Source organism: Rossellomorea aquimaris (genome assembly GCF_020172085.1).
In the GTDB taxonomy this organism is placed as follows: Bacteria; Bacillota; Bacilli; order Bacillales; family Bacillaceae_B; genus Rossellomorea; species Rossellomorea aquimaris_E.
This window is the reverse complement of sequence record NZ_JAIVAT010000007.1, coordinates 885,362-898,706: the sequence shown is the minus strand read 5'-3', so window position 1 is coordinate 898,706 and position 13,345 is coordinate 885,362. Positions and strand designations below refer to the sequence as shown.

Here is a 13,345-nt window from a genome sequence, read left to right as displayed (position 1 = left end):
AACACTCAGATTATTTCTGAGTGTTTTCTATATAAAGTATGGAAAAAGGATGTATATCAGAACCGCAACGGTCATCACGCTAAAGCCTATTGTATAATAGCGACGGCGCTCCTTTATGTTGATGACCACATACATAATGTTGGTAGCGAGAAGGATGAGCGGGAACCATATAGGCTTGTAAGAGTCTGATTGAAATCCCGTATAGATCGAAACAAATCCCGCAAACACAAATAAAAGTACGGATACAATCAGAAAGGCCTTTCCGCCTTGTTTTTCCTTCATACAATCTCTCCTTACTGTTTCAAAGTAAATAGATCCGATGATACTGAGACAGCCTTCTCTCGACGATCCTCCCCTGCCTTGTTCTTCACCTTGGTTCCTTCCCCTTCAATCAAAGATCTTCTAAGGGTCGCACTGATCGAGTTCACGCATAGGATCAAGATGGCGAATAAAGTCAGTGGGACGACGACAAGCATCGGACGCAGGAAGATCTGCTGAATGTTGATGGCGATCGTCGCTGCCCATTCGTTCGTTTCGGAAAAATATACAGGGATACTTTCCATGATGCCAAAGTTAGCGATCTTCAAGCCGCCAAGACACATATGGAGAATGCCGAGTTGAATAAGTAAAGCCAGAGTTTGGGACACCTGTTCTGAAAATAGCACTATCGAATGCCTTCTGAACTGTGGAAGCAGGTGCTGCTTAAAAAGATGGAATCTTCCTGCCCCCATCGTTCGTGACACCTGAATGAATTCGCTCTTCATAAAGAGTTTCATCTCTTCTCCTAAATAGATTCCGAGAGAGGGGATCGTCACAGCGGCAATCGCGATCACTTGAATGAAGAAGTAACGGTTGGAAGGAAGCACCCCGGAATGAAAAGCACCTTCTAAGGGAACCAGTAACGCAAACACAATAATGACGAGGGGGATGTACTGAAAAGACTCTCCCAGTCCTTTCATCAATCTCCCTACAAAATCTGGGAGGAACGTATACAGAACAGCAAAGAAAAAGCCTAAAACCATCCGCAATAATGCGATGGCCAAAGCTGCAAAAATAGTATATTTGGCTCCGACCAATAGTAAAAGCAGAAAGTTCCTCCCCAGTTTATCGCTTCCCAGTGGAGGCATTTCACTTGGGGTGAACGGTGGTGCTGCGATTACTCTCCCATTTTCATCGGAGAGATAATCCACAACTTCATCATACCCGGGATTCAAAACCGGAACCAGGAAACTGACGGCGATGAAAGCAACAAGGACCAGGACGGGAAGTGCCAATCTTCTGGTCATCCAACTATTCATCCATTTCCCCTCCTTTCAACCATTTTGATAGAATATAAGACCCTATCGTGAAAACGACAAAGAACGGGACAAATATAAGAAGCATCCCGAGAAAGAACGCAGAAGGTGAACTTGTCGCCGTGCGAAGCAACGTCTGCATAAATCCGTTAATGTTAAACAGAAGTTCAATGATTAATAGATTAGAAAGCATCAGTAAAAAAATCGGTTTCAGATGAAAGAAGAAGTGAACCCACACATTCCGAAACAAGTGATGCCAAACCGTATAGGCCCTTCTGAATCCCTTTGAATAAGAGAACTCCACATATGGCTTGCTTTCTTCTTCTTTGAGCTGGAACAGAAATTGCTTTAACAAGAATACGACAGGCAAAACGGACAAACAGAGAATAGGTAAAAAGTAGATTCGCTCTTCACCGAGGGCATAGATATCCAACACGAGCAGGTTCGTCTTTTTGAATAACCAGATGATGAAAAGCTGAAATAATACGACAATGAACACATCCGGTAAGGCATCCAGGACATTGACGATCTTTACAGAGAAACGATATACTTTCCGGGGCAATAACATGAGGGAATAACTTAAGATCACCGCCAGGCAGACCGCCAAGAAGAAAGAACTGAATAGAATAAGAAAAGAGTACGTATACGTTTGAGAGAAGACTTCCGTGATGCTGTATTGCTTATTTCCCTCTCCCCAATAGATATATATCGATGAAGGATGCATAATCTCAACCCACGTCTGCTGCAACCGGTCACCATAGGCCGCGAGATTGATCAGCAGTTCTGTATCATAAGCGAGAAGCGAGCCGATCCCGCTAAGTAAATACAATCCCAGTACGACCACCAAAAATTGAAAGGGAGTCTCTAACACCCTTCTCATACAATCCCTCCAAACAATTTCCAAAATGATACAATTTTTCTATATTCATGTTACAATAATGTAATATAATTGTAAACACAATTCTGAAAAGGAAGACAGGAGGGGGAACCAATCCGAAAAACAAAGTTCCTTTTTATCGTAATCATCATCACTTTACTCAGCATGCTAAGCGGTTGCCGAGTAATTTTGACCCAGGAAGCTTCAGGTGCAGACAAAAAACCAATAAAACCGCAAACAGTAAAGATTGATGCTACGGTCAATTTAAAGTCGAAGAAAATCATCATACGGGGAAACTCCACTCTTCCTCCGGGGTCAATCTTGGACTTGGCATTAAAACCTTATAATGATGATACCCCCCGGGAAGAAATCGAGCCCTATCTAATCGAACCAGAAGACAATGTGGTCACGTTCTCCACCACAAAGGTGAATGATGATGGTTCACTTGAATTAACGGTAATGAAACGGCCAGATTCGAACAAAAGGTACCGCTTGGATCTTCTATTCATTCCAGACAAACAACCGGAAGATGTTAATCTTGAGGAAAAGATAGATGACACTGAGGGGTTCACTTCTCTTCAAGTCGACGGTAAGACCGTAACGGGGATGCTTCTGCATGTGAATATCTTCAAAGAAGATGAAGTATTCGGTGACAATATTACGATGGATTTCATTCCGAAACAGAATACACCATAAAAAAAGCTTGAGGAAACAATCCTCAAGCTTTTTTTTACTAATCCAGGGAACGCACATAATCTGCAATCTTAGCCATTTCAATTTGACTGAGCTCGGATTTCTCATCATATTGATGACGCTCAATAGACTCTTCAATCGTCTTCGCACTACCATCATGCAGATATGGGCCCGTTGCCCACACGCCAACTAAGCTAGGCGTATCAAAGCTTTTGCCGTCCCTTGGATTGGAGAAGGCTGCCCTTGCGTCCCCCTCCGATGGAACATCAAATTGGTTGGCTGTGCCAATATCATGAAGATAGTCTGTCATGTCCGTGGTCAACTTTCCATTCTCACCGGTCGCTTTCACACTATCTGTAAACTGATTGCCGCTATGGCAGGAGATACAGGAAGCTTTCCCTTCAAACAGAGCCTTCCCATCTTTAGCAGAGCTTGTCAGTTCCCCGTTTTCCTTATAAGGACTTTGTGGTACAGGAAAAGAGGTCGGTTCCTTCAGAAAGGCAAATAAATCATCATACATCTTCTCAACCTCTGCCGGCAGTTCTTCACCTGGTTCATACTTCATCATCCCTCCCATTTCACCTTGAACGGTCAGGAGGTAGTCCGTGAAGTCATCCCGGCTGCCATCCCAAAGGAAGAGGCCGTTTTCTGAGGTTTGCGTGTTGGTCGGGACATTTCGCTGCCCCTTTCCCGTCATGAGAGTAAGCCCATTGATTTCTCCATCACTGTGGCAAGACGCACAGCTCATCCAGTTATTACCGGTAATATCCGCTTCAAACTCATCGCTGTTGGCGCTGTAGAAAATCGTCTTACCTTTACGAACCTGCGGGTCGAGCGGATCCTTTTTAATCAAGGAAATGTTGTCATTGAGCTTCTTCGCCCTGGAATGTACAGAAGCCCCTCCAGAATCAATGGTCGCAAGATCGTGACTCATGGCATTATGAACATAGAGGGTTTCGCCGTCTTTACTTAATAAGACTCCCCTGGGATTGTCCCCCTCGATTCTTCTTAAAATTTGAGTGGCATTCCCACCACGTTTCAAATCAAAGACGACCAGATCCTCACTCCCCGACATGATCGCATATGCTTTAGAACCATCCTCTTGGAAGGTCACATCATATGGATTTGAAACAATCATCGTCTCATTTTTTGAATCCAGCACATTGATTTCTTCAAACAATTGTTTTCGTTGATCCACTATCTCTTCGTCTTTTTCAAGATCGATGATGGATATGGCAGGAAAGATCGTTTCTTCAAACTGAATGGCTGTATCAACATTGGTCACTAAATGAGGGATCCAAGCTGTTTTCCCATCAGGGGAAATGACAAATTGCTCAAGGGTATTCGGGATCCCCTGGCTTTTTTTCGGATCCTGCACATCAGGAGAGTCTGCCAGTTCAATCGTTTTCGTCACCTTGTTCGTTTCAGTATTTAAAACAGAAATTTCACCGGATAAATAATGGGGAACGTATAATTTCTTCCCGTTTGCAGTAAGAGCCAACGTTCTTGGTCGATCGTGAACAGAAATTGTCTCCGTCACATCCCCACTCTTCACATCCACCATCATAATCGTGTTTTCCCGGTAATTGGCCACATACAAGGTCTTACCGTTTTGGCTTGTCATGAGTCCAAAGGGTTCCGATCCTACTTTATAGGAATCTACTACTTTCCCTTCTTCCAATGAAATGACATCAATCTTGTTATCGTATCGGCACGAAACATACAGGCGATCTTCATCTGGTGATAGAGCCAGTTGGACCGGCTCTTTCCCGACAGGAATTTCTTTTTGTACTTCCTGGGTCTTTTCATCCACAATGGATACGGTATTCGCATCGAGATTGGCAATATAAAGCTCAGTACCTTCTTTATTTTGAAGGATGTTATCGCTATTGACAGCTTCTTTGCGAATCGTATCGAAGCTCGGGTCATCTTTTGTTGTGGTTTGGATGGAACATGCAACAAGCGTTCCTGCTATGAGAAACGCTGCCGCATATCCTATTATCTTCTTCATAGGATCCCTTCTTTATCGTTTTTCGACTGTGACTGGAAGAAGAACGGGTGCAATTCCGTTTTCCCCATGTCCTGCCTGGATTTGTGGAACATGATCTCCATCGGTATTTCCAGATGAATCCTTGCTGTTGTAATAATCCCCAGTGTCCCAGAATTCACTTGCCTGCATCCCTTCTTTGAGGGACGGACCATCAATGACCGTATCATAGAAATCACTGTACCTTGAGGTGATCGCATCGATTTCAAGGCTTTCAGGTGCCTCTGAATCCGATTCCCTGTTGCTTAAGTTTTGCAGGGCAACACGGTAGGTTGCAGACAATGCGCCTGCTGTATAAGGGGTGTAATCCATTTTCCCTTTGGACGTTTCATATGCTTTCAGATCTTCTTCCCATAGCTCGGAATCCATCGCTTCATAAATCGCACGGGCCGCTTCACGATATTTCTCATCGTCCGTTGCTAAGTAAGCTGCTGTCAATCCCCTGATTGCACCTAATTGGGCATCCAATGTCACTTGATTGTCCGCACCGTTTTTAGTATCGAATCCTTTTGCTACGAGACCAGAATCCATAACTAAGTTATCCATGATGAAATCTGCCTGCTTACGGATCATTTCCAGTGCACGTTTTCCTTCCGGCGTCTTCAATCCTTCAGCAGATTCTCCTGAAGCATATCCAACAGGAAGCCCATCAATCGCACGTTGGAAAATCCTCATCGATTCCATCGTGTATCCGGCCTGGAATGTATCCATATACGTACCTTGTTCTTTTCCATCATTCTCAGTGACAAACATTCCTTTTTCGTCATTAAAATGCATGGCATCTATATTCTTGAATACATGAAGCATCACATTTTGATTGGCCGTGAAAGGATCTGTTCCGTTCACATCGTTATCCGTTGAGTCATCCGTATTCTCTTTAGGTGCGGAAGGATACGGGGCACCGTCGAACAATGCCTGGAATGAAGGCGTAGTGTTTGGATTACTCTCTCTTTGGTCGGTCATTCCGAAGAATTCTGAACTTGGCCACAGCATCATCCACTGATCTTGAAGAACACTGTTTGAATCTTTGACAGACAGTGATTTAGCCATTGGCGCCTCTTTACCGTCTTCTGTCACTTCCACACTATGTGGTAAGTAAACAAATCCTTTATCGGGATCATACTGGCTTCCGAGTCCCGCAGCCGTTAATTCCCCTGTCGCGCCATCAACAAATAATTCATTTGAAATATAATTCACTTTATTCCAGATTTCTTCCGTCAGGACCGCTCCCTGGAAACCATCCGCAGAGCTTACACCGAGTGCAACATTCTTGTCATCGTCATCCTTTGACGTTTCGCCTGCGAGTTCTTCATCACCATCTACTGTATGGAATCCGCCCATGAAATCCCCTGCCCAAAGTGCCTGCTTCAAGAAGGTTGCTCCGTACGCCGAAGGTACGAGTGTTTTCTCCATTTTATCACGATCCCAGCGCAGTGATTCGAAGTTTACTTGATACATAGGGACATAGCTTCCATCATCATTTGAAGCATACTCACTCGTATCTACTTTGTTTTTATAGTGTGGATCACCGGCAGAGTATTCGATAAATGTCGGATACATATTTCGGAATATCTCATCCTGTGGATATCCGACAGCATCGGCCAATTCATAGAAACGATTGCCCAGCTTTTCATCAGATGTGTTGCCGTTCTCTAAAGTCTTTACGGCTGGACCATTGATCAGATGCAGTCCCATCCCTGACTTTTCAACCACTTCATACATGGCTTCCTCAGAGTATTCATATGATTCAACGCCAGCTGTGTAATCAAACTTCGTTGGTTGATCCAACGTATTGATATCTAATATATCTAAATCCAAACCGAGGCTCTCTGCCAACGGCTCACCGGATAATTCAAATTCTGCATACGCAAACATATTCCCGGCAGTATCGAATGTATAATCAGATACACTTACCTTGCTTGCTCCTGTTTTCTTTTCTCCGTCTGATTTTGACACTTCTTCCTTTTCGCTGACACATCCAGCAAGTAATAGTGAAGATGCCAATACAGATGCTGATAATACTTTCCATGGTCTATTCATTCTATGTAACCCCTCTCAACGATCCTGAACCATCCGAGAATGATTCTCATTACTATTTATCAGTATAGTGTAATTGAGAAGTAATCTCAATAAGATTTTCATAAAAAAATAAAACGATTTCAGTACAAATGATTTCCATTCTTTGAAACTTTATGATCTTGGGAACCGTAATCTTTGTATACGAAAAAAAGGAAGAGTGATAGAAGTGAAGAAAAATATTGTTCTATTGGATCTGATGATTTATGTGGCCCTCCCTTTATTTGTTTGGAATATTTTACGAGATTACACAGGAGATTATTATGCGATGCTACTCTCCTCTATTCCCGGAATAGTGTACACGATCTACCGTTTCATTGAAATGAAGAAAGTGAATACATTCGGCCTGTTCATTCTCTTTACATTGATCGTCGGTACGCTCATTGACGTACTGGCTGGTTCGTCCTTACAGCTTCTTTGGAATAATGTCTATTACGCGGCTGGAATGAGTTTGTTTTTCTTAGTGACCATGATGATCAAAAGACCCATTGCCCTATACTTTGCTCTCGACTTTGCAGAGCTACAAGGCTATGACCGCACGTTTAGTCATCGGCTTTTCTATAAGAAACCTTTATATACCTTGTTTCAATTGATCACTCTTTGCTTCGCCATGAGAAGCGGGATTCTCGCTATCGTGAAGACCTGGCTTATTATTGAGTATGGTGTAGAAGCATTCGATAAAGGGATCATCCTGCGCCAGGCATTTAGCTGGATCATGTCAGGAATCACCTTTGCAGGCTTCTTCTATATCGGGAAAATCATCAACAAATCACCTCATTTAATCAAGGAAGTGCAGGATGAACTCGAGGAAGAAAAGACTAAAGCCGTATAACGGTATGGATGATTCTGCCTTCAGACCTCCGTCTTGTTTCACTTCTATAGTACACGGAGAATATTTTTCCTATAATGGATAATAAACTCTTTTACTTCGAGGTGTACTATGATTGAAGGTAAATTAATTAAATTCCATCGTGAAGATGCAGGATTGACTCAAGATCAGTTGGCACGGGGAATCTGTTCGGCCACGCATCTAAGTAAAATTGAAAGAGGGATCACAGAGTATTCCAGTGAAATCACAGACTTACTTGCTGACAGGCTCGGAGTCGATATGGATGCTGAACGATCCCGCTATCAATCTCTTCAGATTACATTAGCAGAATGGAACGATGCGATCATTATGATACGTATCCGTGAAATCCATCATCTAAAAACAGAAATTGAAAAAGAACCCTTGCGATTTCTATCCGACTTCTTTGTACAATACCATTTATTATTAGCAAGGTATTATTTGCTTATGGAAAACCCGCAGAAAGCAAAAGACCTCCTGGACATGCTAGAGAATAAAAAGGACACACTTTCCCCATACGAGCTCAACTTATTACTGCATGTGAAAGGAATCTATCACTATTCAACGAGGGAATTCCACTCCTGCATCCAAGCCTTGAAAGGGATCGATGATGAATATCCGAACGCTGAATACTATTACCATCTGGCAACAGCCTATCATTCCGTTCATTCAAACACCTTCGCCTATTATTATGGACAAAGGGCACTGCAATACTTTCAAAAAACATTAAATATCCTCAGGGTCATTGATTCTGAAATCCTTATACTCATTCAACTGAATGCCAAAGAACCGTTCGACATGGAGCAAACCAAGCAACAATACGATAAACTTCTCAGAGTCTGTGAATCTGTCAATTCGAAAGAAAGGGCACACAAGATCCACAATAATCTGGGGTTTGAGTATTTTCGAAGAAAACGATATTCAGAATCAAAGGGATCGTACGAAAAAGCTCTAGCCCTGACGACAGAGAAAACGCCCGCTTCCTCTTATTTAGTCACACTGAGCGGGTATATCTTTTCCTGTTTGAAAGGAAACCTGCTTCCTAAAGAAGAGCTTGATCACTTGGTAAAAAGAGGAATGAAGATGTCCAGGGCGCATCAGGATCCCACGCATGTATTCTTCGAGATCTACCTATTGACCCTGAAAGAAGATGAGAACAAGCTTTATACATATATCGAACAAACCGCCCTTCCCCATTTTAAACATACAGGTAATCAGTTGATGAATCAGCATTATGAAAGAATGCTATTTTTGCATTATGTCAAAACCGGGCAAACAGAAAAAGGGTTCCAGCTGGCATCCGAGAAGATGTCCAATGAAATCAGCTATTATGAATTGGAATGACCAAGGCTCACTCCATTTTCACATCCGCTAACAAATATTGGGTTCAACTTCCCGTTCCCTCCTACATATAATAGCCCGAGAGGAGGCATAACAGAATGGATCGATTTATTCTTTTGTTAGTAGCAGGAATTCTTTCCGGTTTCGCATTGTTAAAGGTTCCATTGGCCGGTACATTTTTAGCAAGTGTATCCCCGGTAACGGACATCATCGGTATTTTAGCTATTCTCATATTCTCACTTTTCTTAATCTATAAAGGGATTATGGCGATACTTGGTAAGTGAATGAAAAAGACCCGGATCTGTTCCGGGTCTTTTCTTTGTATTAGATATTGTTTACATTCATTGTGCTTTCAAATTTACCTGCTTTTCATTTACATATTCCAGGTAAGAACTAATATCCAGAAATGTACGTTGGAATTCTGGGAGGATATCTTCCACTTTGACACCGCTTGATGGATCGACGCCACTTTGGGAAACGATGGTTTCGTACAGCATAAGGGCATCAATATAACGATTATATTCTTCGCCCGATAACACATCCTTACTTGACACCTGATTGTTCAACTCATCAAAATACGGTTGGATTTGAAAAAAGGTTTCCCGCATTTCCAAAGCCTTCTCAGGAGGTAACGTTGTGTAGTCGATGTTTCCATATGAATCAGCGTAAGTCAATTTAGCCTGGGTGATCTTTTTCAACAACTCCTTGAATTCATCGTACTCTTCCTTATCCAGTTCTCCTTTTGCCTGGGAAAACTTCGCATCGAGAAGGAAATACCCTTTCATTGTTGCGGTGGAAATATGTCTCTTCAGATTGTCAAAAGAACCGTAGAGACTGTCGGCGGCATAAGACTGGTAAGCGATGGTCGTGGTCGGAACAAAGAACATGAGCAGGAGTATCACTGTAATCAGTCTTTTTTTCCATCTTTTATGTTTCTCGGGCAGCGTATTCATGATGGCCATCCTTAATCGTGGAGGCGGACTGATTCTTTGCCCTTTAACCTGTAGATTTTCCCTGATTTGATCTTCCAAATTCATGATAAATCCCCCACCCTTCTCATCAAGATCTTCTGCTTTTCCCCGCTCATCCGCAACTTTTTCAAAGCAGCATGAATACGGGATTTGACGGTTCCGATGGGAATGTGCAGGATTGCTGCTACTTCCTCTTGAGAATACTCATTTACATAGCGGAGGATGATCACTTGCTTTAACTTAAAGGGAAGTTCTTCAATCGTCTGATAAAGAAAATCATTTTCTATGCCCGTGATGATCTCAGCCACTTTCTCCTTATTCCGCTCATTCTCTGCGACTTTTCTTGAGAGGCGTTCATATACCCAGTTCTTCCTTCTGAAGGACTTCACCTGATTGACCGCGATTCCTATGAGCCATGGTGTAAACGGCTGGTCACCGTTAAACTTCCTTAGTGAACGATAAACGCCCATATAGATTTCTTGAACCAGATCATCCACTCCGTCTTTATTCGATAATAGAAAATAGACATTCTTATAAACATCCCCGATGGTTGCATCATACAATTTTCCAAAGGCTTCTTTATTGTCCGCTTTTACCTGATTCACCAGGCTCTTTAAGTCTTCCTCTTTGTCATTCAAAGACGATCCCCCCTTGCATGTATACTATATATTGGTGAGTTTTTCCTTTTTCGTTCGATTTTTTGTTGAAATAAGAAAAAACACGCAAGGGCGTGTTTATGAGCGGCAGACATCTCATGTTATGGCAATGACACATTACAGTTCTATCCGTAATCTCTTTGTCTTTGCCCTGGAGACACATGTTAAGATCGAGCGGTGTTCATTTCTTTCTTTTTCACTCAAGAAAGAATCACCATGTTCGACTTCTCCCTCTAATACGTTAATCTCACAAGTTCCACATCGACCGACCCGGCATGAATAAGGTGCTTTGATTCCTGCATTGTGAAGGGCTTCTAATAGGGTCATATCCTGTGTCACCTGAATGGTGGGACCACTCTCCAACTCTACCAAAAAGTCATGACGGACGATTGACTGTGGAGGGGTGAACCGTTCATAGTGAATGCTTGAGCGGGGATATCCTATGTTAGTGGCGCTTGCAATGAATTCATCCATAAAAGAAGATGGCCCGCAAAAATACACATGAGTCCCGATTCTATGTTCCCAAAGACTCTCATCATTCAGTCTCTTTTCGTTTGAAAAATAAAAGTGGGTCTCTTCAGGATACTTGTTTTTTAAATGAGAATAGAATGAACAATCTTTCTCTGACTTTGCTGCATAGTGGAGTTCAAAGGAGCGCTCTTCCCCTTTAAGTTCTGCCATCATGGATAGGAATGGAGTGATCCCGATTCCAGCGGCATAAAATACATGATGCTTCGCTTTAAAGCTCAATGGAAAATGATTCTGTGGATGACTGATGCGGAGGGTGTCTCCTACTTTCATTCTCTCATGCCAAAAACGGGATCCGCCCTTGGATTGTTCATGTAAACGGATGGCTATGTGATAAGTATCCGATTGTTGGGGAGAATTCGTGAGGGAATAGGACCTGATAATCGTCTCGTTTTCCCCCTCTACATACGTAGTGATATGGGAACCCCCACTAAAATAAGGAAGGGGCTCATTCCCTACAGGAGCAAGTGAAAAGCGTTTGACATGCGCAGTTTCCTGATGAATCCATTGGACGATGACGGGTATGGTTTTATCTTGATTCAACTGAGGTCACTTCCTGTCGTTGCTGCATAACCGAGATAGGATTCGTGTAAGGAAGAGTAGTGATCGGAAATGGATAACACCAAATGGCATTGTAAACAGGTTGTGCATGAGTGGATCAGCCCGCTATTCACTTTCATTTTCTGATGACATTTAAAACAGTACACATTGATGAACCTTTCTCCGTGACCGATATACTGTGCTTCCTCTTCTGAAAATCCGCACTCTTCTGCGATTTTTTTGACATCTGTAAGCCTGTTCCATTCCATTGCTATGTAAAGATAACTCCCCATTTTCTGATTCTCCATCCATCGAGCGATATCCGTTTCTTGCTTTCCATTCACCATGAACGATTCAAAAGGCAGATGATCCTTACGTACTTTTTCGATAACAGAGGAGAGTCGCTCCATTCCTTCTTGATCACCGCAGAATAAATACTTTCGTTTGGATGGTACAAACGAAGGCTGCAATGTTCCCTTCAATTCCTCACCCTCTTTTCTCTCAAGTAATCCATGACCTCTTCTTTAAATAGGATGATGCCTTTATAATCGGCAATCCGGTCAGGAAGCTCCTGTAGAATATGATAAAACTGATCCGTCCAAGCCTGATTTTCCGTAAATTCTTCAAGTGAGAGAAGATGGGTGTGAATCGTAAAGAGCAGCCCATTTGAACCAGGCAAACGAAACAGCTTCTGTACCTCTACCCGCAGGTGAACATATTCTCCAACGTTTTCTTTTGAGACATTTCTTCGTCCTTTTCCCCACTCATCGAATGTTTCCAGAGAAGTATCCAGGCGATTTCCCGCCATTAACGACCAATTCCTCCTTACCCACGGATCTCCCGCTTCCATTCTCATTAAAAACGTTAATATCCGCTGATCCAAACCCTCATCTTTAAAACCTGGGATCGGTCCGTGTATTTCCTTGAAATTCATTCCGGTATTAAACACCAGGGACCAGTTGGCTGGAAAACAAAGCTGCCCCGCATCCAGAAATAAATCCCCGTCCCGCTGCATCATGAAGATCAGGTCCTCTTGAACATGACGGCCGATGAAATCAAGTGGCTCCATGGACAAAGTGGAGTCATCCCCCGGTATAAAGGATGTTTGCTCATCCAGGATATGGTTATGGAACGTCCATTTCCCTCCATTTTTTTCAAGAGAAAACTTCTGAGGATATTGCCGGATGAGATGCCCGATCACAAGCTCCGCTATTTCCCATTGAGCTTTCAAGGTATGCGGCAGAGACTGAAAGCACCGGTCGGGATGGTGAGTCAACAATTTCCGTTTAAGCTTGATTTCTTCCAGATAAGAAGAAGTTACTTCCACACTCCCCGCCTCTTCCAATGGAATCGAATTATTTGAATACCGATACACATCCCCCTTAAAGGGATAAGGGAACGAAGCCTCTTTCACCATGCCACCACCATTTATTAGAATATTCTTACTTTTATTCTACCTCTATGAGGGACGGAC

The 13,345-nt window shown here is 42.7% G+C and carries 14 protein-coding genes; 4 read left to right on the top strand and 10 right to left on the bottom strand.

Annotation, left to right across the window (positions count from 1 at the left end):
• Nucleotides 1-27 precede the first annotated feature (27 nt).
• From LCL96_RS17265 to LCL96_RS17255, 3 genes are read right to left on the bottom strand one after another with little or no spacing between them, the layout of a single operon-like run.
• Nucleotides 28-282, bottom strand: a complete 255-nt coding sequence (locus tag LCL96_RS17265) for a hypothetical protein (RefSeq protein ID WP_224943233.1) — start codon at nucleotides 280-282, stop codon at nucleotides 28-30.
• Nucleotides 283-293: 11 nt separating this feature from the next.
• Nucleotides 294-1,298, bottom strand: a complete 1,005-nt coding sequence (locus LCL96_RS17260) for a hypothetical protein (protein WP_224943230.1) — start codon at nucleotides 1,296-1,298, stop codon at nucleotides 294-296.
• Nucleotides 1,291-2,175, bottom strand: coding sequence for an ABC transporter permease subunit (locus LCL96_RS17255; RefSeq protein ID WP_224943227.1), 885 nt, complete (start codon nucleotides 2,173-2,175; stop codon nucleotides 1,291-1,293). The genes LCL96_RS17260 and LCL96_RS17255 overlap by 8 nt, the downstream gene beginning before the upstream one ends.
• 318 nt (nucleotides 2,176-2,493) lie before the next feature.
• Between LCL96_RS17255 and LCL96_RS17250 the strand changes: the two genes are divergently transcribed.
• Nucleotides 2,494-2,868: a hypothetical protein gene (locus LCL96_RS17250; RefSeq protein ID WP_224943225.1), complete on the top strand. Its 375-nt coding sequence runs from the start codon at nucleotides 2,494-2,496 to the stop codon at nucleotides 2,866-2,868.
• Nucleotides 2,869-2,905: 37 nt separating this feature from the next.
• Here LCL96_RS17250 and LCL96_RS17245 read toward each other — a convergent pair whose 3' ends face one another.
• On the bottom strand, nucleotides 2,906-4,876 hold the full coding sequence (locus LCL96_RS17245; RefSeq protein WP_224943222.1) for a beta-propeller fold lactonase family protein: 1,971 nt from the start codon (nucleotides 4,874-4,876) through the stop codon (nucleotides 2,906-2,908).
• Between the two features lie 12 nt (nucleotides 4,877-4,888).
• Nucleotides 4,889-6,952 (bottom strand): hypothetical protein, encoded by a 2,064-nt coding sequence (locus LCL96_RS17240; RefSeq protein ID WP_224943220.1) that lies wholly within the window; start codon nucleotides 6,950-6,952, stop codon nucleotides 4,889-4,891.
• 205 nt (nucleotides 6,953-7,157) lie between these two features.
• Between LCL96_RS17240 and LCL96_RS17235 the strand changes: the two genes are divergently transcribed.
• The 3 genes from LCL96_RS17235 to LCL96_RS17225 all read left to right on the top strand — a co-directional run bounded on the left by LCL96_RS17235 (nucleotide 7,158) and on the right by LCL96_RS17225 (nucleotide 9,460).
• Nucleotides 7,158-7,820, top strand: coding sequence for a VC0807 family protein (locus LCL96_RS17235; RefSeq protein WP_224943217.1), 663 nt, complete (start codon nucleotides 7,158-7,160; stop codon nucleotides 7,818-7,820).
• Nucleotides 7,821-7,928: 108 nt separating this feature from the next.
• Nucleotides 7,929-9,179 (top strand): helix-turn-helix domain-containing protein, encoded by a 1,251-nt coding sequence (locus LCL96_RS17230; protein ID WP_224943214.1) that lies wholly within the window; start codon nucleotides 7,929-7,931, stop codon nucleotides 9,177-9,179.
• A gap of 95 nt (nucleotides 9,180-9,274) precedes the next feature.
• The gene (locus tag LCL96_RS17225; RefSeq protein WP_219167074.1) at nucleotides 9,275-9,460 is read left to right on the top strand and encodes a hypothetical protein; all 186 of its coding nucleotides are present in this window, start codon (nucleotides 9,275-9,277) and stop codon (nucleotides 9,458-9,460) included.
• Nucleotides 9,461-9,517: 57 nt separating this feature from the next.
• Here LCL96_RS17225 and LCL96_RS17220 read toward each other — a convergent pair whose 3' ends face one another.
• The 5 genes from LCL96_RS17220 to LCL96_RS17200 form a co-directional block, all read right to left on the bottom strand.
• Complete coding sequence (locus LCL96_RS17220) at nucleotides 9,518-10,213, bottom strand: DUF3600 domain-containing protein (protein WP_224943204.1); 696 nt, start codon at nucleotides 10,211-10,213, stop codon at nucleotides 9,518-9,520.
• The gene (locus LCL96_RS17215; RefSeq protein WP_224943201.1) at nucleotides 10,210-10,785 is read right to left on the bottom strand and encodes a sigma-70 family RNA polymerase sigma factor; all 576 of its coding nucleotides are present in this window, start codon (nucleotides 10,783-10,785) and stop codon (nucleotides 10,210-10,212) included. The genes LCL96_RS17220 and LCL96_RS17215 overlap by 4 nt, the downstream gene beginning before the upstream one ends.
• A 135-nt stretch (nucleotides 10,786-10,920) precedes the next feature.
• Nucleotides 10,921-11,874, bottom strand: coding sequence for a PDR/VanB family oxidoreductase (locus tag LCL96_RS17210; RefSeq protein WP_224943198.1), 954 nt, complete (start codon nucleotides 11,872-11,874; stop codon nucleotides 10,921-10,923).
• Entirely contained in the window at nucleotides 11,871-12,353 is a 483-nt protein-coding gene (locus LCL96_RS17205) for a hypothetical protein (RefSeq protein ID WP_224943195.1), read from the bottom strand. The genes LCL96_RS17210 and LCL96_RS17205 overlap by 4 nt, the downstream gene beginning before the upstream one ends.
• On the bottom strand, nucleotides 12,350-13,288 hold the full coding sequence (locus tag LCL96_RS17200) for a heme-dependent oxidative N-demethylase family protein (RefSeq protein WP_224943192.1): 939 nt from the start codon (nucleotides 13,286-13,288) through the stop codon (nucleotides 12,350-12,352). The genes LCL96_RS17205 and LCL96_RS17200 overlap by 4 nt, the downstream gene beginning before the upstream one ends.
• Nucleotides 13,289-13,345: the final 57 nt, after the last annotated feature.

Bases quoted from the DNA above. Each gene is read 5' to 3' on its own strand.
- LCL96_RS17265 (WP_224943233.1), bottom strand. From the start codon at position 282: ATGAAGGAAAAACAAGGCGGAAAGGCCTTTCTGATTGTATCCGTACTT.
- LCL96_RS17260 (WP_224943230.1), bottom strand. From the start codon at position 1,298: ATGAATAGTTGGATGACCAGAAGATTGGCACTTCCCGTCCTGGTCCTT.
- LCL96_RS17255 (WP_224943227.1), bottom strand. From the start codon at position 2,175: ATGAGAAGGGTGTTAGAGACTCCCTTTCAATTTTTGGTGGTCGTACTG.
- LCL96_RS17245 (WP_224943222.1), bottom strand. From the start codon at position 4,876: ATGAAGAAGATAATAGGATATGCGGCAGCGTTTCTCATAGCAGGAACG.
- LCL96_RS17240 (WP_224943220.1), bottom strand. From the start codon at position 6,952: ATGAATAGACCATGGAAAGTATTATCAGCATCTGTATTGGCATCTTCA.
- LCL96_RS17230 (WP_224943214.1), top strand. From the start codon at position 7,929: ATGATTGAAGGTAAATTAATTAAATTCCATCGTGAAGATGCAGGATTG.
- LCL96_RS17225 (WP_219167074.1), top strand. From the start codon at position 9,275: ATGGATCGATTTATTCTTTTGTTAGTAGCAGGAATTCTTTCCGGTTTC.
- LCL96_RS17220 (WP_224943204.1), bottom strand. From the start codon at position 10,213: ATGAATTTGGAAGATCAAATCAGGGAAAATCTACAGGTTAAAGGGCAA.
- LCL96_RS17200 (WP_224943192.1), bottom strand. From the start codon at position 13,288: ATGGTGAAAGAGGCTTCGTTCCCTTATCCCTTTAAGGGGGATGTGTAT.